The following is a 23466-nucleotide window of genomic DNA, read 5'->3' as shown; positions in this document are numbered from 1 at the left end:
CCGAAAATCGGGTCCGGCGCCGATATCGATATTCCCTTACCGAGTCTCATCCATGCAGCCTTTCAGCCGTATCAAACAGGATTCCCGCCATTCCGGCCAGGGCCGGCGTCCGCGGGCCAGGGCCCGCCTGGCGGCGGGCGCCCTGGCCCTGGCCGCCGTTCCCTGTGCGGTCCTCGTCCAGGCCGCCCAGACCGTCACCATCAATGAATACATCGTGCGCGGCAATACCGTGCTCGAGGCCCGCGACATCGAGACGGCGGTCTATCCCTTCCTGGGAGAAGGGCGCAGCCTGGCCGATATCGAGCAGGCCCGGGACGCCTTGCAACAGGCCTACCAGCAGGCCGGCTACCAGTCAGTGTACGTGGACCTGCCCGAGCAGCAGGTGGAGGGCGGCGTCGTGATCCTGCAGGTGTCCGAGACCAAGGTGGGGCGCGTGCGCGTGGTGGGCGCCGAACACCATTCACCGCTGGCCATCCGCGACGCGGTGCCGGCGCTGCAGGAAGGACGGGTGCCCGATTTCGACAAGGCCCAGGCGCAGCTCGCGCAGCTCAACCGGGGCGGTTCCCGCCAGGTCATGCCCCTGGTGCGCGAAGGCCGGCTGCCCGGCACCCTGGACGTGGACCTGAAGGTCGAGGACAAGAGCCCCTGGTCGGGTTCGCTGTCGTTCAACAACGACTACAGCGCCGACACGACCAAGACGCGCGCGGTGGCCACGCTCTCCCACGACAACCTGTGGCAGAAGGGCCATAGCGCTTCGCTGACCTGGTTCACGGCGCCCGAGCGGCGCGGCGACGCCAGCGTGTGGTCCGCATCTTACGGCATGCCCTTGTCGCGCTACTGGGACCTGAACCTGTCGGGCTACAAGTCCGACAGCGACATTGCCACGGTGGGCGGCACCAACGTGCTGGGCAAAGGCCATTCCTTCGGCCTGCGCCTGAGCTACTCGCCCGACTACCAGGCGCCCTGGTACCACAGCTTTTCCATGGGCCTGGATTACAAGCGTTTCAGCGAATCGATCCGCTTCGGTGGCGACAAGGACGACGTGCCCATCACCTACGTGCCCCTGTCCCTGGGCTACAGCGGCTACCGCTACACCGAGCAGTCCCAGAGCATGGTGGCCCTGGACCTGGTGGCCAGTCCGCGCAGCTTCATGGGCATAGGCAGCAACGACGACGAATTCGACTACAAGCGCTACCGCGCCAATCCCAGCTTCGCCCTGCTCAAGCTCAACGCTTCCCACACCCAGGGCCGAGACTGGCAGCTGCACGGCCGTGTAGCCGGACAGATCGCCACCGGTCCGCTGATCTCCAACGAGCAGTTCTCGGCCGGCGGCAGCGGCACGGTGCGCGGCTATCTGGCCGCCGAGCGTTCCGGCGACGACGGCTACATGGGCAGCGCCGAGCTGCGTACGCCCTCCCTGAACCGCTGGCTCGGTCCGCGCGTGAATGAATGGCGCTTCTATGCCTTCGCGGACGCCGCCCGCATCCGCCTGCAGGACCCGCTGCCCGAGCAGGAAGCGCATTTCACCCTGGCCAGCGTGGGCCTGGGCAGCCGCATTCAACTGATGGACTGGCTGTCGGCCAACGTGGATTGGGCCTACCCGCTGCGGGACGGCGCCAATACCCGCAAACATGAACCCCGCTGGCATTTCAACGTGCGCGCCAGCTTCTAACCCTCTTCTCTCTGTATCCGGAGCATACGAATCATGCAACGCTACATCATGTTCCTGCTGGTGTTCATCGCCAGCTTTCTGCCGGCGGCCGCTCAGGCCTGGTGGCAACCCGACTGGACGTACCGCAAGCCCATTTCCATCGACGCGTCCGTCGAAGGCGCCAACCTGCAGGACGGCCTGGGCCGCACGCCCGTGCTGGTGCGCCTGCATACCGGCAACTTCACCTTCGACGGCGTGAACGACAACGGGTCGGACCTGCGCTTCGTGCTGGACGATGACAAGACCGTGCTCAGCCACCAGATCGAGACCTTCGATCCGTTGCTGGGCATCGCCCTGATCTGGGTCGACCTGCCTGAAATCCAGGCCGGCCAGAAACGCGACATCTGGATGTACTACGGCAATGCCGCCGCTCCCCAGGCATCCAACGGCCAGACCACCTTCGATCCCAACTACACCCTTATCTACCATTTCAACGGCGCGGCCGATGCGCCGCCGCGCGACACTACCGCCTATGGCAACCACGCCCAGACCAATGTCGCCGGCGGCTACATCGACGGCGTGGTGGGCCGCAGCGCCCAATTCAACGGCGCCGCCCCCTGATGCTGCCCGCCAGCCCATCGCTGGCCGTGCTGGCCGGCTCGCCGTTCAGTTTCAGCGCCTGGGTGCGTCCCGACCAGATCGTGGGCGAGCAGGCCGTCTACGCCCGCCGCGACGGCGGCAATGCCGTCCTGCTGGGCTTGAGCCAGGGCGTGCCTTTTGTCGAGATCAATGGACAGCGCGCCCAGGCCGGCCAGGCCCTGGCGGCCGGCAGCTGGCAGCACCTGGCCGTCAGCAGCGACGGCAGCCAGATCCAGTTGCTGGTGCAGGGCCAGCCGGCCGCGTCGCTGGCCGCCGCCATGCCCGCGCTCAATTCGGCGACGGCCCTGGGCGGGGATCTGCCGGCAGCCCCTGCCGCTGCCGACGAAGGCGCGGAAGGCTCCGAAGCCGCCGCGCCCGCCGCCCGCTACGCCGCTTTCGTCGGCGCCATGGACGAGATCCGCCTGTCCAAGGTGGCGCGTCCCGCCGGCCTCTTGTATGTGGACGCCTTGTCGCAGGGGTCCGAGTCGCGCCTGATCGCCTATGGCATGGATGAGCAGCAGTCGGGCTTCGGCTTCGGCGCCCTGGGCTACCTGCTGGCCGCCGTGCCGCTGGACGCCTGGATCGTGCTGGCCGTGCTGGCCGTCATGCTGGTGCATTCCTGGATCATCATGATTTCCAAGAGCCGCCGCGCCGCCGCCCTGGAGCACGGCAACAAGGTGTTCCGCGAGCGCTTCGCCCAGTTGGGCACGCAGCTGGAAGCCCTGGCCGACGCCATGCCCGACGCCGCCGTGCAGCATCGCCTGGCCGAATCCCCCTTGCGGAAGCTGTATGTGACCGCCGTGCGCGAAGTGCGCAAGCGCCGTACCGAAACCGGCTCCAGCCATCTGTCGCCCGCCGCCATCGAGTCGATCCGCGCCGCCATGGACTCCGTCCGGACCTACGAAAGCCAGGCCCTGGCGGCGCGCATGGGCGCGCTGTCCAACGCCATCGCCGGCGGGCCCTACATAGGCCTGCTGGGCACGGTGCTGGGGATCATGGTGGTGTTCCTGGGCACGGCCATGGCCGGCGACGTGAACATCAACGCGATCGCCCCCGGCATGGCCGCCGCTCTGCTGGCCACGGCCGCCGGCCTGTTCGTCGCGATTCCCGCCCTGTTCGGCTACAACCGCATCCTGGGCCGCAACAAGGCCATCAACGCCGAGATGCGCGTGTTCACGGAAGAGTTCGCCACGCGCCTGGCCGAGAGCTATGGCGGCCACGAAGGCGGCGAGCGCAAGAAGGGCGGCAAGGATCGCGCGGCGCAAACCGCCGACGGCGTGCTGGCCTCTCTGTCCACCGACGCCAGCACGGCGCAATAACCCAGGAGCTCCATCATGTCCCGAAGCATGGTTGACGAAGACGAGGACGGCGCCGTCGACGGCATCAACATCACCCCGCTGGTCGACGTCCTGATGGTGGTGCTGGTCATGTTCATCCTGACGGCCACGGCCCAAGTGGCCGGCATCCAGGTGAACCTGCCCAAGGCCAGTTCCACGGTCTCGCTGTCCGTTTCCCAGACCAAGGCCATTTCGGTGAACGAGGCCGGCCAGGTGTTCCTGGACGCCTATCCCGTCACGCTGCCGGAGCTGGAAGAGCGCCTGCGCACGGAAAAAGCCCTGAATCCGGATTTCCCCGTCATCGTGCGGGGTGACGCCGACGTCCAGTATCACCGCGTGGTCGAGGTCCTGGACCTGCTGCGGCGCCTTGAGCTGTCCCAGGTGGGGCTGGTCACGGGCAAGCCAACCTGATTTTCGTGAAGCGCTGCAATCATGACGTCAAACACACCTGATCCATTCAAGAGCTCGCCGCCGCCGGCGCCGCGCAGGAACGCCGCCCGGTACGTCAAGGGCGGGGCGCTGGTGGTCGTGGTGGCCGTGCTGGGCTATTTCGTGTGGAAGTGGGCCAATGACATGGCGGGGATCAAGCGCGAGCCGCCGCAGGTCAACGCCATCATTCCCTTGCCGCCGCCCCCTCCGCCGCCGCCCGAGCCCGAGAAACCGCCCGAGCCCGAGGAGCCCAAGGAAGAGGAGGTCGTGGAGCCGGAGCCCGAGCCCGAACCCACGCCGCTGGAAGAGCCCAAGCCGGCCGACGAGACCCCGCCCACCCCGGTGGACAGCACGACCGAAGCCATGCAGATGGATTCGGACGGCCAGGCCGGATCGGACGCCTTCAACATCGCCGCCGGTTCCGGAAAGGGCATGGGCGGTTCGGGAAGCGGGCGCGCCGGCAACGCCACCTACAGCCAGTACCTGGGCTACGCCCTGCAGAAGATCCTGCGCGACGACGAGCGCACCCGCATGCTCAGCTACCGTGTGCGCGTCAACCTCTGGATGACGGACATGGGCGAGATCACCCGCGTGGAGCTGGTCGGCTCCAGCGGGGACGCCGAGATCGACCAGGCCGTGCTGTCCGCCCTGCGCGCCGTGCCGCGCCTGGAGGAACGTCCGCCGCCATCCCTGCCCATGCCCGTGCGGGCGGCCCTGAACAGCCGCCGGCCATCCTGATGTGCCACTGCCAAATGTTTAAACGGAGTCCTGAATAATGAAACCTCAACCACATCGTCTGAGCAAGGCACTGGCCGTTGCTTTGATGTGTTCCTCGGCCGCAGTGGCAGCCCAGCCCGCCGCCGACAACGCCACGGCCAACCTGATCCGCCTGCTGGTCGAGCAGGGCGTGCTCCAGCCCGAACAGGCGGCCGCGCTGCTCAAGCAGGCACAGTCCGAGGCGGCCGCCGCGACGGTGCGCGCCAGCGGCGCCCAGCCCGGCGACGTGCGGGTGCCCTACATTCCGCAGACCGTGCGCGACCAGATCCGCGAAGAGGTCAAGCAGGAAGTCATGGCCACGGCCAAGAGTGAAAACTGGGCCGCGCCCAATACCTTCCCCGACTGGGTGTCGCGCATCACCGTGGACGGCGATGTGCGCGTGCGTTTCGAGAACCGCGGTTTTTCCAGCGGCAACAGCCCGGAAATCACGGATCTCGCTCGTTTCAACGAGCGTGGACCATACGAAGTCGCCAGTATCAACAGCGTCGGCTCGCCATTGCTCGCTTCGCCGCCTTTGCTCAATACTCGCCAGAATCGCAACAACCAGCTGCGTTTCCGCGCCCGCCTGGGCGTGAAAGCGCAACTGAGCGACCAATGGAGCGCCGGCGTGCGCCTGGCCAGCGGCAGCAGCAAGAGTCCGGCGTCCACCACCGACAACTTCGGCGGCGGCTTCAGCAAGAAGGATTTCTGGCTGGACCAGGCCTGGCTGAACTACAAGCCCGCCAGCTGGGCCAGCCTGACGGCCGGCCGGGCCTCCAATCCCTTCGTGTCCACCGACATCCTGTATTCCAGCGACCTGAACTTCGACGGCGTGTCCGCCGTGTTCAGCAAGCCGCTGCCCGACTCCCCCTTTGCCCTGCGTGGCGCCCTGGGCGCATTCCTGATCGAAAACACGCATAACCCCGGAGAACCGGGGGTCAGAGACATACATGGCGGTTCCGAAGGCGAGTCCAAGACCAAGTGGCTGCTGGGCGCCCAGATCGGCGGCGACTGGAAGATCAGTGCCGAGCAGCAGCTGGGCGCGCACGTGGCCTACTACACTTTCCGGAACATCGAGGGTCAGCTCTCCGAGCCCTGCTACTGGTACCAGAGCGTGTGCAGCACCGACTGGTCGCGGCCCGCTTTCATGCAGAAAGGCAACACTCTGTTCTACCTGCGCGACCTGATTCCGCCCGCGCCCGGCGAAGCGGGCTCGCTCCACCAGTATGTGGGCCTGGCCTCCAAGTTCAATCTGCTCGACCTGAACCTGAACTGGAAGGGCCGTGTCGGCAATGGTCTGGGCTTGATGGTGTCGGGTAACTATATCCGCAATCTGGCTTACAGCACGTCGCGCATGGAAGACCGCATTGGTCATAGTGTCGTCGTCAACAACGTAGACGAGGACGACTACCTGCGCTCCGGCGGCAATGCCTGGATGATCCATGCCGCGCTGGGCAAGAATTACAGCGTGGTCGACCGCGGCGACTGGCAGGTGTTCGCCGGCTACAAGTACATCCAGCCCGATGCCGTGCCCGACGCCTACAACGACTCCACCTTCCATCTGGGCGGCACCAACGCCAAGGGCTATTACCTGGGCGCGGCCTATGCCATTGAAAAGAATGTGGTGGGCCAGCTGCGCTGGACCAGTTCGCGCGAGATCTACGGCAGCCCGCTGTCGATCAACGTGATGCAACTTGAACTCAATGCACGGTTCTGACATGAAACAGCCAACAGTACCTCATGCCAAGGCCCTGGCGGCCTTGCTGCTGGGCCTGGGCGCGGGCCTGGTCCAGCCGGCCGGGGCGCAGACCATGGAAGAGCGGCTGCGCGCCGAGCTGCGCTCCACCAGCCAGCAACTGCAGCGCCTGCAAAGCGAGCAGGCTCAGGTGAACGCCGCCAAGGCGGCGGCCGAGGCGCAGCGCGACGCGGCCCAGGCCGAAGCGGCGCAACTGCGCAAGGCGCTGGACAAGGTGCAGGCGCAGGCCGACGCCTACGGCAAGGCGCACGAATCGCTGCGCGTACAGGCTTCCAGCCAGATCAGCGCGGTCCAGTCGCAACTGGCGCAGGCACGCGGCGCGCACGAGCAGCTCAGCGCCCAGGCGCGCCAGTCCGAGGCCCAGCGCCAGGCCCTGGGCAAGCAGCTGGCGGCGCGCGATCACGAGCTGCAGGTCTGCATGCTCAAGAACGATCAGCTCTACAGCGCCGGCAAGGAAATCCTCAGCGCTTACGAGTCATTCTCCACGGGCGACCTGCTGGCCCTGCGCCAGCCGTTCTCCGCGGGAACGCGGGTGGCTTTTGACATGAAGGCGCAAGAACTGGGCGATAAGCTGTACGAGCACAAGTTTGACCGTCAGGCGGTGGACGCGCCGGCCGTTGCTCCATGACCGCTCGCCTTTGCGCAAAGCCCAGCCGTTCGCGGCGAGGTCAAGCAAGGCGAGTTCGATATGGCGCGGTAAGCGCCCTTGAATCATGGCGAAGAACTCAGGCCGAACAGCCGGAGCTCTTCACGGCGGCGACGCGGCAGGCGGGCGGGCGGGTTTACCGTCCGGCATGGCTGCGCCGCGGATGGAAGGAATCGGGCCGCCGCATCGGCGGCCTTCATAAGGACGGCGCTGTCCAGGCCGTTTTATTTATCCTGGGATAGACAAGGAATGGAAAACAAGACCCTCATCGAAACCGTCACGACCGACGCGCTGACCGTCCTGCTGCAGGACATGGGATATCGCGTCACCGAGGCTCAGCAGGGTGACATCGTGCATTTGCTCAGCGCCGCGCAGGGCATAGGCTTTACCGTGCGGCCCGGCAATTCGGGGGCCGAGCCGCTCAGCTACCTGGACTACACCTTCTCCTGCGTGATCCGCGTGGAAGGCACGCTGGCCGCCAGCCTGATCAATCGCTGGAACGTGGAGAAGCGTTTTGCCCGCATGGCCCTGCAAGGCGAGTTCCTGACGCTGGAGATGGACGTGGTGGTGGCCGGCGGCGTCAGTCATGCCTATCTGCAGGCCCAGACCGAGCTGTGGGACCGGCTGCTGCAGGAGATGATCCTGTTCCTGCGCGGCAATCCCGAGACTCCGCCCGCACCCGGGACCGCCTCGCAGCCGGTCGATGCCGCACTGGCCGAACAGACCCAAGCCTCGGGCCAAGCCGCCTGAGCCTTTCGTGTACTGAACGCCCGCTGGCGGGCGTTCAGTTTTTCCCGCTTCTTTACTTCATGACTGGACTGCCCATTATGCAGAAACTGTCCCGGACCTCTCTAGCGCTGCGCCTGGCCATGGGCGCTTCCCTGGTGCTGCTGAGCGCCTGCAAGGATTCCAATGGCGAACCCAGCGCCCAGCCGGCCCAAGCCGAGCAAAATGCTCCGGCCCAGCCGGCCGCCGCTGCCGCGCCGCCCGCCGCCGGCAGCGAGGTCGCCGTAGCCCGCCTGGGACAGGTGCAGGTCGGCGCCGAGGAACTGGCCTTGCAACTGCAAGGCATCTCCCGCGCTCAGTATCAATTGCTGCAGCAGAACCGCGCCAGCCTGGAGCAATGGCTGCGTCAGCGGCTGGCGGAGAAGGCCTTGTACGAGCAGGCCCTGAATCAGGGCTGGCAAGACAAGCCCGAGGTGCGCCGGAGCCTGGAGCAGGCGCGCCGCCAATTGATCGTGCAGAGCTACCTGCATTCGGTCAGCCAGCCTCCGGATGCCTTTCCGTCCGAGGACGAGCTGATCCAGACCTATGAGCGCAACAAGGCGGCCCTGCAAGTGCCGGCCCGCTATCGGGTGGAGCAGCTTTTTCTGCCCTTTACCGGCCAGGCCGACAGCGACGGCAAGCTCAAGGTCCAGGCTGATGAGCTCGTGCAGAAGATGCGCAAGTCGGGCAGTTTCAGCGCTGTGGTCCAGGAGCTGGAGAAGCAGTCGCCCGGCCTGGCAAGCCGCTCGGAAACCCCCTTGCTGCCCCTGGAGCAGCTCCTGCCTGAAACCCGCGCCGCGATCGCCCAGTTGAAGACGGGGCAGCTCAGCGACCCGGTACGCTCGTCCAGCGGCTGGCACGTGCTGCATCTGCTGCAGAGCGAACCCTCCCGGGCGGCGACGCTTGACGAAGTGCGCGCGCAATTGACCCGCTTGATGCGCGAGCAGCGCCAGCAGGATATCGCCTTCTCCTACCTGAACGGCCTGCTGGATACGGGCACGGTCACCATCGACGGCGGCGAGCTGACCAAGGTGCTGGAGCGCAGCGCACCTGTGGTTCAGGCCGACCCGGCCGCCGCGCCCTGACCCGGAGCGGCGCGACCATGAGCGGTTTTTCCTGGAACGAGGCGTTTCATTCCTTGGGGCAACAATTGCGCGCCATGCGACGACGGTCCAGCCAGGTTGGAGCAGCTGCCTGGCTGGGCCTGCTCGCCGCCCATGCGGCGGCGCAGACGCCTCTTCACTGGCAGAACTATGCCAGCCAGGCCAGCCAGACGGTGCATGCCCACATCCAGCAGATGGACCTGCCCGGCGCCGAGCCATTGCGCGCCTGGGCGCAGAGCCGGCCTGACCATGCTGTCGGGCCGCTGCGGGCGTCGTTCTGGATCGACGGCAAGGGGCGGGTGTCCCGCCTGGAGGTGGACGGCGTGGGCGATCCCGATATGGACCGTCAACTGCAGGTGCTGTTGGGACAACTGGTGTTTGCGCACGCGCCGCCGCTGGACATGCCGCAGCCCTTGCGGCTGCAACTGTATTGGCAATATCCCGAGGCGCCGCAATAAGGCGCCCGCCATGATTCCATTGTGGCAGTCCTTTTCAGGCCGCCTTCGGGCGGCCTCTTTTTAGATGACACTTCGCTTAAAGGGCAGTGCATCGACGTCATCGAAGCATCAAGAGCAACGCTCAAAGGCCACGATGCGACGAGATTTATTGGTAAAACGCCTTTGTTGACAGGTCGATAAGGTGGCCATTGTGAGCCGTTCAAGAAGTGGGCGGGCCCGTCAGGGCGGGTCAGACGGCTTGCCGCAGGCGGGGAAGCACGCAGGGATGTAAGCACCTTGCTGTCTGAGTCCGGTGCTTGTGGTTCGCCTGGGGGGCGAACCACCCGGACGAGTTCAAGGTGCGCCCGGAGTGATCTCCCGACAAGGGCACCGGTGCGCAGCACCGGCAAGCCGTCAGCCCAGACGGGTCCGCTCACTTTTTGAACGGCGTCTTCACAAAGACCAACTCTGCTATCGATCTGTCGACCCCTGCCTCGTCAACTGGCAAAGGACTTTTTTATCCGGAGCTCAGGATCGTTTGCCGCGCAGCGGAGCCAGCAGATCCCGCAGGCCGTTGTGATCCAGTTCGTGAGCCAGGGCCAGCAATTGCCCAAGCCGGCCCGAGGGAAATCCCTCGCGGGCGAACCAGTTGAGGTAGTGGCCGGGCAGGTCGGCCAGGAGCCGGCCCTTGTACTTGCCGTAGGGCATGGAAGTGCTCAGCAGGGCTTGCAGGTCATCACTGGAATCGGACATGGTCTGGGGACGGACGCAACAAAGATCCGGATTATGCCATGGGCCCTGCATCCGCTTATCCGACAGCATTCTCAAATGGTTTCAAATAAGATTTTGAAAACACAAAAAAGAAATAAAACGCAATAAAGTAAAATCGTCTATAAATTATTGAAATAAAAGTGAATTTGATGCGTCGTCCGACGCATTTTCCGCCAAGGGCGGCAGGGCTGGGAACAGGGGGATTTTCCCTGCCCAATTTGCCGGAATAAGGCCGCGGCGGCTTGGCTAGAGTCCATTTACGTTTTTTGACATTTGGACATGGTCATGCGTATTTTCAAACGCTCCTCTCTTTGCGTCGCCGTCCTGTCGGCCCTGTTAACGCTTTCCGCTTGTGGCGGCGGAGGAGGGGGCGGGGGAGGCGGCAGCCACGACACCTGGCAGCCGCCGTTGATTCCACCCGTCGACCAGGAACCCTCGGAAGGCATCCAGGGGCAGCAGCCTTCCGAAAAGCCCAAGCCGGAAACGCCTGCGCCGGACAAGACCGCAGGCAGCCGCAGCTTCGAACCGGGCTGGAGCCAGGGGCATGAAGGCCGGGGCGTGCGCGTGGGCCTGGTGGACGCCGGCATCAACCCCGATCACGCCGCCTTGTCGGACCGCATCGACAGCTACGTCGTGTTCAACAACAGCGGTCCGGTGGCGGGATCTTCAGGCCAGCAGGACTCGGCGCAGCACGGCGCGCGCGTGGGTCAGGTCATTGCGGGCAATGGGTACGCAGGCAGCCAGGCGGGTTATGCGCCCGCGGCCAGGCTGGAGGCGCGCCAGATCGGTCAGCTCGAGACCGTGTCGGTGACGGCGGGCATCCTGGCCATGCGGGATCTGCAGGCCAAAGGGGTGCAGATCGTCAACAACAGCTGGAACGTGGCGCCGATTGCCGACCCGACTCCGGAGCTGGTGCGCAGCCGCCAGGCGTTCAACCTGAAGGCCTATGCGGATCTGGTGGACGGCGGCATGCTGATCGTGCAGGCCGTGGGCAACCATTCGCAATCCCAGCCCGGCGCCTTGACCTTGCTGCCCCTGGCCGAGGCCAGCCTGCAACAAGGCTTGATTGCGGTGACCGGCGTACAGGAGGAGGCGGACGGGCGGCGCAGCCTGCCTTCCATGGCCAATGCCTGCGGCGCGGCCAGCCAATGGTGCCTGGCTGCTCCGTCTGTGTTCCGGGTGGCGATCGCCGACGGTGAGGATTATTCCCTGCTGAACGACCGCGGCACCTCTTTTGCCGCCCCGGCCGTGACGGCCGTGGCCGCGGCGCTCAAGCAAAAGTATCCATGGATGAGCAATGACAATCTGCGCACGACCTTGCTGACCACTGCCATGGACATTGGCGAGCCGGGGGTGGATGAGATTTTCGGCTGGGGCCAGCTGGATGCGGCCAAGGCCATGAACGGGCCGGCGCAACTGGCCTTCGGCGATATGCGGGCGGACGTCACGCCCGGCCACTATGTCTTCGGCAATGCCATTTCGGGGCAAGGCGGATTGATCAAGCAGGGGCCCGGTGTGCTGGAATTGTCGGCGGACAACAGCTATTCGGGCGGCACGCGGGTGGAGCAGGGTGAGCTGCGAGTGAGCGGTGCGCTGCGTTCAGTCGTGCAGGTAGAGGCCGCCGGAATCCTGAGCGGCGAAGGCCGGGTGGGCGCTGTGCGCAACGAGGGGACGGTGCTCAGCCATGGCGCGGGGCTTACCGTGCAGGGCGATTACCGGCAGGGCGCCGAGGCGGTGCTGGATGCGCAGTGGGGCAGCGTGCTGCGGGTCCAGGGGCAGGCCGAGCTGGATGGCGTCCTGCGCCTGTCGGGCACGCGGACCGGCTTCGTCGGGCAGGCGGGACAATGGGTGACCGTGCTGAGGGCGGAACAGTCGAAGGGGAGTTCAGCCAGGTCCAGGACCACGGTTCGGTCCTGCTGTCCAAGGACGTCGTCTACCGCGCGGACGGCGTGGATCTGCATTATCAACCGCGTCAGGCGAGCAGCCTGGTGGCGGCGCGATCTGGCAGTCCGGCGGCGGACATCGTGCTGCGCAGCGCCCGGACGCTGGACGCCGCCGTGGCCGGCTTGAGCGCGGCGCAGGACGAGCAGGGCGACACAGCAGCCTTGAGGGCGGCTCGCGAGGCCACGGGGCGCCTCCAGCAGATGGCGAACTCCGATCAGGCGCTGGACGACGTGCTGTATTCGCTCAGCGGCGCCACCTATGCCAATGCCCTGGGAGTGGCAGCGCGCCAGTTCCGCGCCGAAGGCGGCTTGTTCATGGAGCAACTGAGTGCGGCTGCAAGTGCGGCTGCAAGCGCGGGCGCAGGGACGCCTTCCACGCGCGCCTGGGCGTCCCAGTCCCGTCATGACACCCGCTGGCGTCCTGAAGAACTGGACGGCCGGCTCAGGGCCGATGCCTCGTTGATGGGCCTGACCCGCAGCCTGGGCCAGGGCTGGAGCCTGGGCGGGGCGGTGGGCCGGCAATCCCTGCGCTGGACGGAAGCCCTGACGGAGCAGTCACAAGAGCAATCCAGCAGGATTCGCAGCCAGTCGGCCATGCTTGGCCTGGCCTGGCAGGACGAGGCTGGCTGGCGCCTCCAGGGCGCCGTGGCCTATCAGCACTTCCGCCAGCAGGCTCAGCGCTGGCTGGGCTCTACCCAGGATGGCGAGGCGGCGCGCGGCGACAGCCGCGGGCGGGCCTGGTCGCTGACGGCTTCGGCGGCGCGGACTTGGCCCCTGGGGGCGCAATGGAGCGTCACGCCTTCGCTCGGCCTGGCGTGGCAGCACCTGCGCCAGAACGCCGTGCAGGAGCAGGGCGGGGCTTACAGCCTGGCCCTGGATGCCGTATCGCGATCCCTGTGGACGGCGCAGGCCGCCGTGCGCGCCGCTTATGACAGCCAGTGGGCCGGCCGGCCCCTGCGGCTGTCGGCCGCGGTGGGCTACGAGCGCGACCTGGGCGGCAACGCCTTTGCCTACCAGGCCGCCTATCAGGGCGTGCCGGGCAGCCGCTTCGACCAGCAGGGCGTCGCCCTGGGCCGTGATCGCCTGAGCGCCCAGTTGCGCGTGGACTGGCAGATCGGCGCGCGTACCGACCTGGGCCTGGGCGTGCAGACCCGCCATGGCAAGGATTGGAACAGCGTGGATGTGGGGCTGCAGTTGGGGGTGCGGTTCTAGCCGATGGGGAAACCCGAAGTGAGCAAATCATCCCTTTGCAACTGCATGGCCGAGCAAAGACCGGCTATGTTGACGGTGGTGACTTGCCAAGTTGAAGCAGGGCAGCGGCGGTCTGGCCAAGCCTATGTCCTGAAAAGACATTGCCCCCGGGGGCATGCTTGCGCAGAGGTCACACCGGGGGCTTGCTTTACGACGATGCTATGGCATTTGATCCCGTTTGGCAAGCTTGGCCATGGTCCAACCAGGATGTTGCGATGTCTCCTGTTCTACCCAGGCTTGATACAGAAAGCGCACGTCATGTGCTCGTCACCTTGAGTCGTCCGCGCTTGAGTCGTTACCTGCAGTTGGCGGGAGGCAATCTGCAGCAAGCTTTGAAGCTTTATATCCTCAACAGTAGAGTCAGTGCCGCTTTTCTCCATGACCTGCATTTTGTCGAAGTGGCCCTGCGCAACAAGTTCGATGCCCAGTTGGTGCTTCGGTATGGGCAAGACTGGTATGCCCGATCCGATTTTCTGTCTCTGATCAATGGCAGGGGACGCTCTATTTTGCTCAAGGCGCAGCGGGATGCGGCACGCGGCGATTCCCCTGATTCCAGCGTAGCGCCCGGCAAAGTGATTGCGGAGTTATCGTTCGGGTTCTGGCTGCAGTTGACAGATGCGCCCCTGGAGCATGGCCTGTGGGTGCCTTGCCTGCACAGGGCCTTTGCGCCCCGGCGGGCCCCTAAGCGTTCTGTTTTCAATGCCAGGCTTGAGGTGCTGAGGCAATTGCGGAATCGAATTGCTCATCACGAGCCAGTGCTTCATTGGGATTTACTGGCTTCGTATCGAGATATTCAACAGATCGGAGCATTGCTGTGCCCGCACACGGCACGATTGATGCGAGCCAGCAGCACTGTACCCCGGCAGGTCATGGCGGTGGTCAAGTATCGTCGCAGGCGTGGCTTTTAAGTGTTCGCGTCAGAGTGTGCGCATGAGGAGAACGACTGCACCAGTTCCATGAAATGCCGCGCCAGCAGGGACGGGGCGCTGCGTGAGGGACTGGACATGCGCACCGACGTGTCCAGGCCCGGCAGCAGGGGCCTGACCGCCAGCTGCTGGCGAAAGGTGCTGGCCACGTAGGGATTGACGATGCCCACGCCCGTGCCGGCGGCCACCAGCGCACAGATGGTGACCGAGGAAGTGGTCTCGATGGCCACGCCCTGGTTCAGTGCGTTCTCGCGCATCAGGGCGGCGATGCGCATGGCCAGTTCGTCATTGTCCGACAGGGACAGGATGCGGCTTTGACCCAGGTCGCGCAGGTGGATGCTGTCCTTGTGCGCCAGGGGATGATCCAGCGGCAGCACGCACACCGCTTCGGAGCGGTCCACGATCAGCGGCTCGATCTCGTCGTCGTCGAAGTCGCTGGTCGTGAAGGCCAAGTCGATCAGATCCTGGTGCAGATAGTCCAGCAATTGGCGCGATGTCGTGGTCTGGATGTCGATGTGCACGTCCGGATAGCGTTCCAGAAAGGGTTTCACGATGCGCGGCAGCAGGCCCACGCCCAAGGTGGGCGTGCTGCCCAGGCGCAGCACGCCCGTGCCCGAGCGGCGCATGATGGCGATGACGCTCTCGATGCTTTCCAGCCCCTGGAAATGCTTCTGTATGGTCCTGTAGAGCAGCTTGGCCTCGTCGCTGGGCCGCAGCCGGCCGCGATGCAGTTCGAACAAAGCCAGTCCGGTGGCCGACTGGATCTCGGCGATGCGCCGGCTGACCGAGGGCTGGGTGGTGTTCAGGAACTGGGCGGCGCGCGTGGTCGTGCCGAGCTCCATGACGGCCTTGAAGGCCTGGATCTGCTGGAAATTCAAGGGACGGGACACGCTGGCTCCTGGAGCAAAGGGTTAACCCGAAGTATATCAATTCTGAATTGTTCTTCTATCAAAAAGAATTTGTTGGCATAACTGGCGGGTGATAACTTTTGTTCCGGGCGAGGGCCGATCCGGTATCGGGACGGCTCCGACATTCGTAGCAAAGGCATACCCAGAAAGGGAATTTCCGTCCTCATGTCAGACAAGATCATTAGCAAGACCAGTCCTATCCGCCGTCTGGGCTCGGGAAGCAAACATCATTTCTTTGGTTACTACAACAAGTCCACCTGGGACCGCAGCGACCGCTACCTGCTGGCCAACCAGGTGCCCATGATGGACGCCGACGTGAAGGCGGACATGGAGGCGGAAGTGGGCTTCTTCGATCTTCAGGACGGGGACGCTTTCCACGTGATCGACAGCACCCGCAGCTGGAACTGGCAGATGGGCTGCCAGTTGCAGTGGCTGGACGGCCGCCCCGGCCGCCAGGTGATCTACAACGTGCGCAACGAGCGCACGGATACGCCATACCCCGGCCTGGGCTCGCGCATCGCCAATGTGGATACGGGCGAGAAGACCGATCTGCCCCTGCCGGTCTATGTGACCGCGCCCAACAGCCGCTTTGCCATCAGCGTGAACTATCGCCGCTTGTGGATCACGCATGAAACCATAGGCTATCCCGACCTGGAGCCGCAGCCCGAACTGCCGCTGGCTCCCGAGGACGACGGCCTGTGGCGCATGGACCTGGACAGCGGCGCCTATCGCCTGCTGGTCAGTTATGCGGACCTGAAGCGCTTCCATCATCGCGATTCCATGGACAAGGCCATTCATTGGGTCAGCCACATCGAGATCAATCCGGATTCCAGCCGCGTGCTGTTCTTGCATCGCTGGACCGAGCGCGTCAAGGACGAGACCTGCTTCCTGCATCGTTTGATCACCATGAATCCCGATGGTTCCGATCTGCGCCTGCTGGAATGCTCGGACCATCCGCTGCCCCAATTGGCCGAGGACTTCGACCCCGACGCCGTGGGCACTTTCGACTACGAGAAGTCCGAATACCAGATATCCCATCCGCTGTGGTGCGACAAGGAGCGCATCATCGTGTGGGGGCCGCACGCCGGCCAGATCCATTACCACCTGTATGAAGACCGCGACGGCGGCGATGTGCAGGTTGTGGGCGCCCATGTGCTGACAGAAAATGGCCACATGACTTTCTCGCCCGTGAACAAGCGCTGGCTGCTGAGCGACACCTACCCCGATTCGCAGACCAACCAGCGCATCCTGTTCCTGTACGACATGCAGGAGCAATGCCGCTATGACCTGGGCAGCTTCTACACCAGTCCGGACCTGCGCAAGGAAAACCGTTGCGACCTGCATCCGCGCTGGAGCCGCGACGGCCGCTCGGTCTGCATCGACTCCGTGCACGAGCACGAGCGCCAGATGTACGTCATCGATGTGAGCGGACTGGTAGGGTGATGTGCAAGGAAAAAAGCCTGGCCGGCCGGCCAGGCTCAATAGACATGTTGGAGAGAGAGTAATGAAAGCAGACAAGACCTTGCTGACGGGCGTCGCACTTGCCGCCCTGGTCCTGCCCCTGGCCGGCCAGGCCCAGGAGGCGGCGACGGATACCTTGCAGAAGATCAAGAATGAGAACGTGCTGGTGGTGGGTTACCGCGAGGCGTCCATTCCCTTTTCCTATTACGACGAGCAGCAGCATCCCATCGGCTATTCGATGGACTACGCCAATCTGATCATCGAACGCATCAAGCAGGAGCTGAATCTTCCCGACCTGAAAGTGCGCCTGCTGCCCATCACCTCGCAGAACCGCATCTCCCTGCTGCAGAACGGCACCTTCGATTTCGAATGCACCACGACCACCCACAACGAGTCGCGCGCCAGGCAGGTGGACTTCACCAACAGCATCTTCAAGGTGGGCACCCGGCTGCTGGCCAAGGTCGACGGCGGCATCAAGGATTTCGCCGACCTGAAGGGGCAGAGCATCGTGGTGGGGGCGGGCACCACGTCCGAGCCCATCATCCGCAACATGAACATCGAGAAGGACATGGGCATGCGCATCATCAGCGCCAAGGATCACAGCGAATCCTTCCTGATGCTGTCCACGGGCCGGGTCAAGGCCATGATGATGGACGACGCCCTGCTGGCGGGCGAGCGCGCCAAGGTGCGCAAGCCCCAGGACTACGTCATCACCGGCACGCCGCAGTCCTTCGAGGTGTGCGGCTGCATGGTGCGCAAGGGCGACGACAAGCTGCGCGCGCTGATGAACGAGGTGATTGCCCGGGCGCAGATCTCGGGCAAGGCCGCGGAAATCTACAACAAGTGGTTCATGCAACCCATTCCGCCCAAGCAACTGAACCTGGACTTCCCCATGTCGGACGAGATGAAGGCGCTCTTCGCCCATCCCAACGACGAGATCTGACGCATAGGCACGGCCCGTCCCTGCGGACGGGCGCCGGCTGGTCCAGGTAAGAGCGGGCCGGCCTGACTCTTTATCGGTGAACGGATGGATTATCAATGGAATTGGGGGATGCTGCTGGAGCCCGTGGCCACGGGCGAGCCATCGACCTATCTGGGCTGGATCATTTCCGGCTTCATCAATACGGTCCTGCTGACCGTCTGCGCCTGGCTGCTGGCCCTGGCGCTGGGAATCGCATTCGGCGTGATGCGCACACTGCCCGGACGCCTGCCGCGGGCGCTGGGCACGGCCTACGTGTCGGTGTTTCGGAATATTCCGCTGATCGTGCAGTTCTTCATCTGGTTCTATGTGGTGCCGGAAATGCTGCCGGTCAGCGTCGGCGATTGGATCAAGGGCCAGGAGCCGGCCATCCAGTTCTTCGTGGTGTCGGTGTTCGCGCTGGGCGTCTATACCGGTTCGCGCGTCTGTGAACAGGTGCGCGCCGGGATCACGGCCTTGCCGCGCGGCCAGCGCATGGCCGGCCAGGCCATGGGCTTCACCCTGCCGCAGACCTACCGCTACGTGCTGCTGCCCGTGGCCCTGCGCAACATCATCCCGCCGCTGACCTCGGAGTTCCTGATCATCTCCAAGAACTCGGCCGTGGCCTCGACCATAGGCCTGCTGGAGCTTTCGGGCCAGGCGCGCCAACTGGTGGACTACACCTCGCAGCCCTACGAGTCCTTCATCTGCGTGACGCTGGGCTACATCGTGCTGAACTTCCTGATTATTCGCCTGATGAGCTGGATCCGGAAATCCACGCGTCTGCCAGGCCTGCTCGGAGACTGACATGCTGGAACTTGATTGGAGCGCGCTCTGGGATTCGCGCCATCTGCTGGCCGCCGGCATGTGGATCACGGTGCAGGTCACGGCCGTGGCCATCGCTTGCGGACTGGCCTGGGGCACGGTGCTGGCGGTGTTCGCCATTTCGGGCAATCGCTGGCTGCGTGGTTTCTCGCAGGCTTACGTGACCTTTTTCCGGTCCATTCCCCTGGTCATGCTGCTGCTGTGGTTCTTCCTGATCGTGCCGCAGGCCCTGAAGGCGGTGTTCGATCTGTCGCCCAGCGTGGACATCCGCCTGGTGTCGGCCATGGTGGCCTTCGCCCTGCTGGAGTCGGCTTTCTTCTGCGAGATCATGCGCGCCGGCATCCAGAGCCTGTCGCGCGGCCAGTTGCATGCGGCACGGGCGCTGGGCATGACGCCGCTGCAATCCATGCGCTATGTGATACTGCCGCAGGCCCTGAAAGCCATGACGCCCATCATCATGACCCAATGCATCGTGATCTTCCAGGACACCTCGCTGGTCTCGGTGATCGCGCTGGGCGATTTCTTCCGCCGCGCCACCGCCATCGGCGAGCGCGACGGCACGCTGATCGAAATGCTGGTGTTTGCCGGCGTGACTTATTGGATAATCTGTTCGTTGTTGACGGCCTTCGTCAAACTGATTCAAGCAAGGACGCAGAATGGTTGAGCTCAAGAATGTATCGAAGTGGTATGGCAAGTTCCACGCCCTGAAGGACTGCAGCGTGCGAGTCGAGAAGGGCGAAGTGGTGGTGTTCTGCGGTCCGTCCGGCTCGGGCAAGTCCACGCTGATCAAGACCATCAACGGCCTGGAGGAAATCCAGGAAGGCGAGATCCTGTTCAACGGCCAGTCCATCCATGCCCCGGGGCGCAAGATGTCCGAGCTGCGCACCAGGATCGGCATGGTGTTCCAGCATTTCGAGCTGTTTCCCCACCTGACGGTGCTGGACAATCTGTGCATCGCTCAGGTCAAGGTGCTGGGCCGCGACCGCAAACAGGCCGAGGAAAAGGCCCTGAAGCTGCTCGAGCGAGTCGGCCTGGCGGCTCATGCCCACAAGCATCCCGCCCAGTTGTCCGGGGGCCAGCAGCAGCGCGTGGCCATTGCGCGCGCCCTGTCCATGGACCCGGAAATCATGCTGTTCGACGAACCCACCTCGGCGCTGGATCCGGAGATGATCAACGAAGTGCTGGCCGTGATGGTGGAACTGGCCCAGGAAGGCATGCCCATGCTGGTGGTCACCCATGAAATGGGCTTTGCCAAGAAAGTGGCCGACAAGGTCGTGTTCATGGACCAGGGCTCCATTGTCGAAGTCTCCGACAAGGAGTCCTTCTTCAGCCAGCCCAAGTCCGATCGCGCCCAGGATTTCCTGAAGAAGATCATCCACTGAACGTCGACTGTCCTGCGCTTTGCGGCCCGGCCCGCCTCTGGCGCGCCGGGCCGTTCTTCCAAGAGCGCGTTCAGCGCAGGTGGCGGGCGAAGAACTCCAGGGTGCGTTGCTGGGCCAGCTCGTACGAAGGCGCATGGAAGTCGGCGCGTTGCTGGCAGCCGAAACCGTGGCCGGCCTCGTCGTATTCGTAGATGTCGGCCTGCGGCTGGGCGGCGCGTATGGCCTGCACGGCGCTGGGCGGAATGGAGTGGTCCTGAACGCCGAAGTGCATCTGCACCGGTACCCGGGGTTTCAGGTCCGCCGCCTGGGCGATCTGGTCGCCGTACCAGCAACTGGCGGCCTGCAGGCCCTCCAGCTTGCAGGCCGCCTGCCAGCTCAGCGAACCGCCCCAGCAATAGCCCACGATGCCCACATGGCGCTGGCCCAGCGCATCGATGGCGGCCTGCAGGTCCAGCAGGGTCTTTTCAAGGGGAATGGCGCCGCGCAGGGCCAGGCCGCGCTGCACGTCCTGGGCGGTGTAGCCCATTTCCACGCCGCGCTCCCGGCGGTCGAACAGGGCGGGCGAGATCACCCGGTAGCCCTGCTGCGCAAAGCGCTCGCACGTGGCCCGGATATGGTCGTTCACGCCGAAGATCTCCTGCAGCACGACCAGGCCGCGCGGAGCCTGCTCGTCGCCCGTGACATAGGCCTGGAATTCGTGCTGGTCGGCGCTGGTGATGCGCTGTGTGCTCATGGCGCTATTCCTTCATGGTTGAATGAATAAACCCCATTTATAGCAGGCGGCGGGGACTGGCGGCCAGCGCGAGCTCCGAACATTTGCGAGCCGTCTTGCACCGGGGAATGCATGGAAGGCTGCATCTGCCTTTACAATTGCCTGGACATCAAGCTCATGTCGAGCCTTCTGTGCCTGCTATGGCCGCGCAATCGATTCATGAGCTCCCGATGTCGCGTGGCTCGCCAAGGGGGCGGGCTGTCTTTTGGCCGATGGCTCTTGTTTTGGCGGAAATTTGATGCGTGAAATTTTGACGGATGGTCTGTTCTGGACCATTGTGATGCCCTGGGCGCTGTTCATCGGGCTGTTCCTGGTGCCCAGGAACCCCGCCTGGTTGCGGCGCTATGCCTTTCCCGGCTTTTTCTTTGTCATCGGCGCCGTGCTGATCGGCATGGTGGCGGTAGGCGTGGGCATTTTCAGCCTGGTGCTGGGATTGATCGCTTTCTGGGTGGCGTACGAGCGACCCCGCGCCGCGGTCTGATCTTCCCAAGGAAAAAAAGCCGGCCAGACATAAGCTGGCCGGCTTTCTTCATTGCCCGACTATTTCTCATGCCGCTTGCAATGCATGCACGCCATAGCGCGCCGCCACGTTGCGTTCGCCAATGGCCAGGCCCGTGGTCATGCCCAGGCCCGTGTGCATCACCGTGACCAAGGTGCCGGCGTCGGCCCGCAGCACGGAGAAGGGCGCCGGGCCCTTGGCGCCGTAGACGCCCTGCCAGCGCTGCAGCACCTGCACGCGGCAGCCGAGCACGGTCTGCGCCAGATCCAGCATCAATTGATCGGTCTCTTCCTGGTTGAAGGGGCTGGCCTGCTGGCCGTAATCGTGCGAATCGCCGATGATCAGTTCCCCGGCGGGCGTGGGACTGATCAGCAAGTGTATGCCCCGAGCCAGCAGCTTGCCGTGGCGTTGCTGCACCTGCTCGCGCAGGGCCTGGGCCAGAGGCAAGTCGCTGAAGGCGCCGTAGTGCAGGCAGGACAGGCCGGTCAGCAGGGGCCGGTCCAGTTGCCAGCCGGCGTCCTCGGCGCGCACCTTGAGCATCTGCAGGCGGGTGACCGAGGGCTTGACGCTTTGCAGCAGCTCGCGGTGCAGGCTGACGTAGTCATGGCCGGGGCAGACATAGATGCTGTCGGCGGTGAAATCGCCGACGGTGCTCTGAACCCGTCCGTCCTGCGCGGCGTGGACGTGGGCGTTGGTATGGACCGTCACGCCCATGGCCTGCAGGCTGGCCGTGATGGCGGGCAGGGCGTCGCGCGAATAGATCTGCAGATCGTCCAGGCCTTGCAGTGCGCCGTGGTGGTGCGCCAGCCGGCCTTCGAAGAAGCCGGCCAGCTCGCGGCCGTCCAGCAGGCGGCAGGCCACGCCCAGCTCCCGGGCGCGGCCGTGGGCGAACTGCGCCAGCACATCCAGTTCCTGCCGGTTGCGCGCCAGCACCAGCGAGCCCTTGCTGCGCACGTGGAAGCCGGCCTGGGCGGCCAGTTCCAGCCAGAGGCGGCGGCTCTCGCGCGCCAGCTCCATCATCACGCCCGGGGCCTGGCCGGTGACCAGCACCTGACCGAAATTGCGTATCGTGGCGCCCTGGGCCTGGTGGCTGCGCTCGAGCACGGCCACGCTCAGCTTGCGGCGGGCCGCCGCCCAGGCATGCGCCATGCCCAGGATGCCGCCCCCCACGACGATGACATCGTAGTGTTGAGTCATGATTACTTCTTGGCTTCCGATTTGCCGTCGTAGCGCTTGGTCCATTCCTGGATGATGCGTTCGCGGTTTTCGGCGGCCCACACGAAGTTGTTGTCGATCAGGCGCTTGTTCAGGTCGGCCGGCAGGTGGGGGTTGGCCGTGGCGATGGACGGGATGGCCAGCACGGCGAAGTTGGTCTTGTACAGGTGGTTGGCGGCTTCGCTGGCGGAGAAATCGGCCAGTTTCCGGGCGGCTTCCAGGTTCTTGGTGCCTTTCATGATGGCCGTGGCCTCGATCTCCCAGCCCAGGCCTTCCTTGGGGAACACCAGCTCCAGGGGCGCGCCGTCTTCCTTCAGGCGCGCGCCGCGGTAGTCGAAGGACACGCCGATGGCGTATTCGCCGGCCGCCGCCATATTGCAAGGCTTGGAGCCGGAGTGCGTGTAGGCGCCGATGTTCTTGTGCAGGCCGTCCATGAAGGCCCAGCCTTTTTCTTCACCGAAAAGCTGCAGCCAGGCGCTGACGTCCAGAAAGCCCGTGCCCGAGGAGGCGGGGTTGGGCATGACGATCCTGCCGGCATATTCGGGCTTGGTCAGGTCCTCCCAGGAGGCGGGCATGGGCAGCTTGTGCTTCTGCAATTCCACGGTGTTCACGCACAGGGCGGCGGCATAGCCGTCCATGCCGACCCAGCTGGGCGGGTTGCCCTGGTCGCGCATCTTGGAATCGATCTTGTCCAGGCCCTGCGGCGCATAGGGCTGCAGCATGCCCTGACTGGCCATCAGGCCCAGCGAGGAGCCGGCCAGGCCCCAGATGGCGTCGGCCTTGGGGTTGTTCTTTTCGGCCAGCAGCTTGGCGGTGATGATGCCGGTGGAGTCGCGCACCCACTGGATCGTGATGTCGGGATTCTCTTTCTCGAAAGCGGCCTGGTAGGCCTTGAGCTGATCGGCTTCCAGGGCCGTGTACACGGTCAGGGTGGTGGCGGCCTGGGCCAGGGAGGCGGCGCCCATCAGGGCGGCGGCCAGGGAACTCAGAACGAGGGTCTTCATGCGGAAAGCTCCGTTTTGTGTCGGAAAGGGAT

General features: G+C 64.8%; 24 protein-coding genes. 19 read left to right on the top strand and 5 right to left on the bottom strand.

Annotated features, from left to right (window positions below; translation table 11 throughout):
• Positions 1-52: 52 nt before the first annotated feature.
• The 10 genes from ACWPWO_RS09545 to ACWPWO_RS09500 all read left to right on the top strand — a co-directional run bounded on the left by ACWPWO_RS09545 (position 53) and on the right by ACWPWO_RS09500 (position 9540).
• The gene (locus ACWPWO_RS09545; RefSeq protein ID WP_454006413.1) at positions 53-1672 is read left to right on the top strand and encodes a ShlB/FhaC/HecB family hemolysin secretion/activation protein; all 1620 of its coding nucleotides are present in this window, start codon (positions 53-55) and stop codon (positions 1670-1672) included.
• Between the two features lie 33 nt (positions 1673-1705).
• Positions 1706-2272: a DUF2341 domain-containing protein gene (locus ACWPWO_RS09540; protein WP_454006412.1), complete on the top strand. Its 567-nt coding sequence runs from the start codon at positions 1706-1708 to the stop codon at positions 2270-2272.
• Positions 2272-3609 carry a MotA/TolQ/ExbB proton channel family protein gene (locus ACWPWO_RS09535; protein WP_454006411.1) on the top strand — a complete coding sequence of 446 codons (1338 nt, stop codon included), beginning with the start codon at positions 2272-2274 and terminating at the stop codon, positions 3607-3609. The genes ACWPWO_RS09540 and ACWPWO_RS09535 overlap by 1 nt, the downstream gene beginning before the upstream one ends.
• A gap of 15 nt (positions 3610-3624) precedes the next feature.
• On the top strand, positions 3625-4038 hold the full coding sequence (locus ACWPWO_RS09530) for an ExbD/TolR family protein (RefSeq protein ID WP_454006410.1): 414 nt from the start codon (positions 3625-3627) through the stop codon (positions 4036-4038).
• A gap of 21 nt (positions 4039-4059) precedes the next feature.
• On the top strand, positions 4060-4794 hold the full coding sequence (locus ACWPWO_RS09525; protein WP_454006409.1) for an energy transducer TonB family protein: 735 nt from the start codon (positions 4060-4062) through the stop codon (positions 4792-4794).
• A gap of 37 nt (positions 4795-4831) precedes the next feature.
• Positions 4832-6529 (top strand): putative porin, encoded by a 1698-nt coding sequence (locus ACWPWO_RS09520; RefSeq protein ID WP_454006408.1) that lies wholly within the window; start codon positions 4832-4834, stop codon positions 6527-6529.
• A gap of 1 nt (position 6530) precedes the next feature.
• Positions 6531-7196 carry a DNA repair protein gene (locus ACWPWO_RS09515; protein ID WP_454006406.1) on the top strand — a complete coding sequence of 222 codons (666 nt, stop codon included), beginning with the start codon at positions 6531-6533 and terminating at the stop codon, positions 7194-7196.
• A gap of 267 nt (positions 7197-7463) precedes the next feature.
• On the top strand, positions 7464-7964 hold the full coding sequence (locus ACWPWO_RS09510) for a YbjN domain-containing protein (RefSeq protein ID WP_454006404.1): 501 nt from the start codon (positions 7464-7466) through the stop codon (positions 7962-7964).
• Positions 7965-8041: 77 nt separating this feature from the next.
• A complete protein-coding gene (locus ACWPWO_RS09505) occupies positions 8042-9064 on the top strand; it encodes a peptidyl-prolyl cis-trans isomerase (RefSeq protein ID WP_454006403.1) in 1023 nt (340 codons plus the stop codon).
• 17 nt (positions 9065-9081) lie between these two features.
• Complete coding sequence (locus ACWPWO_RS09500) at positions 9082-9540, top strand: hypothetical protein (protein WP_454006401.1); 459 nt, start codon at positions 9082-9084, stop codon at positions 9538-9540.
• Between the two features lie 507 nt (positions 9541-10047).
• On the opposite strand, the gene ACWPWO_RS09495 is transcribed toward ACWPWO_RS09500, so the two are convergent.
• Entirely contained in the window at positions 10048-10272 is a 225-nt protein-coding gene (locus ACWPWO_RS09495; protein WP_454006399.1) for a DUF3820 family protein, read from the bottom strand.
• Positions 10273-10575: 303 nt separating this feature from the next.
• Here ACWPWO_RS09495 and ACWPWO_RS09490 point away from each other — a divergent pair, with 303 nt between their 5' ends.
• The 3 genes from ACWPWO_RS09490 to ACWPWO_RS09480 all read left to right on the top strand — a co-directional run bounded on the left by ACWPWO_RS09490 (position 10576) and on the right by ACWPWO_RS09480 (position 14392).
• The gene (locus ACWPWO_RS09490) at positions 10576-12360 is read left to right on the top strand and encodes a S8 family serine peptidase (RefSeq protein WP_454006397.1); all 1785 of its coding nucleotides are present in this window, start codon (positions 10576-10578) and stop codon (positions 12358-12360) included.
• Positions 12279-13445, top strand: coding sequence for an autotransporter outer membrane beta-barrel domain-containing protein (locus ACWPWO_RS09485; protein WP_454006395.1), 1167 nt, complete (start codon positions 12279-12281; stop codon positions 13443-13445). The genes ACWPWO_RS09490 and ACWPWO_RS09485 overlap by 82 nt, the downstream gene beginning before the upstream one ends.
• A gap of 200 nt (positions 13446-13645) precedes the next feature.
• Complete coding sequence (locus ACWPWO_RS09480; protein ID WP_454006393.1) at positions 13646-14392, top strand: Abi family protein; 747 nt, start codon at positions 13646-13648, stop codon at positions 14390-14392.
• On the opposite strand, the gene ACWPWO_RS09475 is transcribed toward ACWPWO_RS09480, so the two are convergent.
• The gene (locus ACWPWO_RS09475) at positions 14389-15300 is read right to left on the bottom strand and encodes a LysR family transcriptional regulator (protein WP_454006392.1); all 912 of its coding nucleotides are present in this window, start codon (positions 15298-15300) and stop codon (positions 14389-14391) included. The genes ACWPWO_RS09480 and ACWPWO_RS09475 overlap by 4 nt on opposite strands.
• 183 nt (positions 15301-15483) lie before the next feature.
• Here ACWPWO_RS09475 and ACWPWO_RS09470 point away from each other — a divergent pair, with 183 nt between their 5' ends.
• The 5 genes from ACWPWO_RS09470 (at position 15484) to ACWPWO_RS09450 (ending at position 19944) form a co-directional block, all read left to right on the top strand.
• A complete protein-coding gene (locus tag ACWPWO_RS09470; protein WP_454006390.1) occupies positions 15484-16761 on the top strand; it encodes a hypothetical protein in 1278 nt (425 codons plus the stop codon).
• A gap of 61 nt (positions 16762-16822) precedes the next feature.
• A complete protein-coding gene (locus ACWPWO_RS09465) occupies positions 16823-17722 on the top strand; it encodes a glutamate/aspartate ABC transporter substrate-binding protein (RefSeq protein ID WP_454006388.1) in 900 nt (299 codons plus the stop codon).
• Positions 17723-17806: 84 nt separating this feature from the next.
• Entirely contained in the window at positions 17807-18544 is a 738-nt protein-coding gene (locus ACWPWO_RS09460) for an amino acid ABC transporter permease (RefSeq protein ID WP_454006386.1), read from the top strand.
• Between the two features lies 1 nt (position 18545).
• Positions 18546-19226 carry an ABC transporter permease subunit gene (locus ACWPWO_RS09455; protein WP_454006384.1) on the top strand — a complete coding sequence of 227 codons (681 nt, stop codon included), beginning with the start codon at positions 18546-18548 and terminating at the stop codon, positions 19224-19226.
• Positions 19219-19944: an amino acid ABC transporter ATP-binding protein gene (locus ACWPWO_RS09450; protein ID WP_454006382.1), complete on the top strand. Its 726-nt coding sequence runs from the start codon at positions 19219-19221 to the stop codon at positions 19942-19944. Before ACWPWO_RS09455 ends, ACWPWO_RS09450 begins: the two co-directional genes overlap by 8 nt.
• Before the next feature lie 70 nt (positions 19945-20014).
• On the opposite strand, the gene ACWPWO_RS09445 is transcribed toward ACWPWO_RS09450, so the two are convergent.
• Positions 20015-20677, bottom strand: a complete 663-nt coding sequence (locus ACWPWO_RS09445; RefSeq protein WP_454006380.1) for a dienelactone hydrolase family protein — start codon at positions 20675-20677, stop codon at positions 20015-20017.
• 277 nt (positions 20678-20954) lie between these two features.
• On the opposite strand from ACWPWO_RS09445, the gene ACWPWO_RS09440 reads away from it, so the two are divergent.
• Positions 20955-21197, top strand: a complete 243-nt coding sequence (locus tag ACWPWO_RS09440; RefSeq protein WP_394060267.1) for a hypothetical protein — start codon at positions 20955-20957, stop codon at positions 21195-21197.
• A gap of 66 nt (positions 21198-21263) precedes the next feature.
• On the opposite strand, the gene ACWPWO_RS09435 is transcribed toward ACWPWO_RS09440, so the two are convergent.
• Together ACWPWO_RS09435 and ACWPWO_RS09430 are read right to left on the bottom strand one after the other, a co-directional pair.
• Positions 21264-22412 carry a TIGR03364 family FAD-dependent oxidoreductase gene (locus ACWPWO_RS09435; protein ID WP_454006378.1) on the bottom strand — a complete coding sequence of 383 codons (1149 nt, stop codon included), beginning with the start codon at positions 22410-22412 and terminating at the stop codon, positions 21264-21266.
• Positions 22413-22414: 2 nt separating this feature from the next.
• Positions 22415-23434, bottom strand: a complete 1020-nt coding sequence (locus tag ACWPWO_RS09430) for a putative 2-aminoethylphosphonate ABC transporter substrate-binding protein (RefSeq protein ID WP_454006377.1) — start codon at positions 23432-23434, stop codon at positions 22415-22417.
• Between the last annotated feature and the right edge of the window lie 32 nt (positions 23435-23466).

Source organism: Alcaligenes sp. Marseille-Q7550 (assembly GCF_965112015.1).
Note: the sequence above shows the minus strand (reverse complement) of the source record. Positions and strands in the feature narration are given on the sequence as shown.

What these genes read in the sequence shown, in the direction of transcription:
- ACWPWO_RS09465 (WP_454006388.1), top strand. Translation starts at nt 16,823, where the DNA reads ATGAAAGCAGACAAGACCTTGCTGACGGGCGTCGCACTTGCCGCCCTG.
- ACWPWO_RS09490 (WP_454006397.1), top strand. Translation starts at nt 10,576, where the DNA reads ATGCGTATTTTCAAACGCTCCTCTCTTTGCGTCGCCGTCCTGTCGGCC.
- ACWPWO_RS09460 (WP_454006386.1), top strand. Translation starts at nt 17,807, where the DNA reads ATGGATTATCAATGGAATTGGGGGATGCTGCTGGAGCCCGTGGCCACG.
- ACWPWO_RS09545 (WP_454006413.1), top strand. Translation starts at nt 53, where the DNA reads ATGCAGCCTTTCAGCCGTATCAAACAGGATTCCCGCCATTCCGGCCAG.
- ACWPWO_RS09440 (WP_394060267.1), top strand. Translation starts at nt 20,955, where the DNA reads ATGCGTGAAATTTTGACGGATGGTCTGTTCTGGACCATTGTGATGCCC.
- ACWPWO_RS09530 (WP_454006410.1), top strand. Translation starts at nt 3,625, where the DNA reads ATGTCCCGAAGCATGGTTGACGAAGACGAGGACGGCGCCGTCGACGGC.
- ACWPWO_RS09525 (WP_454006409.1), top strand. Translation starts at nt 4,060, where the DNA reads ATGACGTCAAACACACCTGATCCATTCAAGAGCTCGCCGCCGCCGGCG.
- ACWPWO_RS09480 (WP_454006393.1), top strand. Translation starts at nt 13,646, where the DNA reads ATGGCATTTGATCCCGTTTGGCAAGCTTGGCCATGGTCCAACCAGGAT.
- ACWPWO_RS09515 (WP_454006406.1), top strand. Translation starts at nt 6,531, where the DNA reads ATGAAACAGCCAACAGTACCTCATGCCAAGGCCCTGGCGGCCTTGCTG.
- ACWPWO_RS09495 (WP_454006399.1), bottom strand. Translation starts at nt 10,272, where the DNA reads ATGTCCGATTCCAGTGATGACCTGCAAGCCCTGCTGAGCACTTCCATG.
- ACWPWO_RS09435 (WP_454006378.1), bottom strand. Translation starts at nt 22,412, where the DNA reads ATGACTCAACACTACGATGTCATCGTCGTGGGGGGCGGCATCCTGGGC.
- ACWPWO_RS09450 (WP_454006382.1), top strand. Translation starts at nt 19,219, where the DNA reads ATGGTTGAGCTCAAGAATGTATCGAAGTGGTATGGCAAGTTCCACGCC.
- ACWPWO_RS09535 (WP_454006411.1), top strand. Translation starts at nt 2,272, where the DNA reads ATGCTGCCCGCCAGCCCATCGCTGGCCGTGCTGGCCGGCTCGCCGTTC.
- ACWPWO_RS09520 (WP_454006408.1), top strand. Translation starts at nt 4,832, where the DNA reads ATGAAACCTCAACCACATCGTCTGAGCAAGGCACTGGCCGTTGCTTTG.
- ACWPWO_RS09505 (WP_454006403.1), top strand. Translation starts at nt 8,042, where the DNA reads ATGCAGAAACTGTCCCGGACCTCTCTAGCGCTGCGCCTGGCCATGGGC.
- ACWPWO_RS09510 (WP_454006404.1), top strand. Translation starts at nt 7,464, where the DNA reads ATGGAAAACAAGACCCTCATCGAAACCGTCACGACCGACGCGCTGACC.
- ACWPWO_RS09470 (WP_454006390.1), top strand. Translation starts at nt 15,484, where the DNA reads ATGTCAGACAAGATCATTAGCAAGACCAGTCCTATCCGCCGTCTGGGC.
- ACWPWO_RS09445 (WP_454006380.1), bottom strand. Translation starts at nt 20,677, where the DNA reads ATGAGCACACAGCGCATCACCAGCGCCGACCAGCACGAATTCCAGGCC.
- ACWPWO_RS09500 (WP_454006401.1), top strand. Translation starts at nt 9,082, where the DNA reads ATGAGCGGTTTTTCCTGGAACGAGGCGTTTCATTCCTTGGGGCAACAA.
- ACWPWO_RS09540 (WP_454006412.1), top strand. Translation starts at nt 1,706, where the DNA reads ATGCAACGCTACATCATGTTCCTGCTGGTGTTCATCGCCAGCTTTCTG.
- ACWPWO_RS09455 (WP_454006384.1), top strand. Translation starts at nt 18,546, where the DNA reads ATGCTGGAACTTGATTGGAGCGCGCTCTGGGATTCGCGCCATCTGCTG.
- ACWPWO_RS09430 (WP_454006377.1), bottom strand. Translation starts at nt 23,434, where the DNA reads ATGAAGACCCTCGTTCTGAGTTCCCTGGCCGCCGCCCTGATGGGCGCC.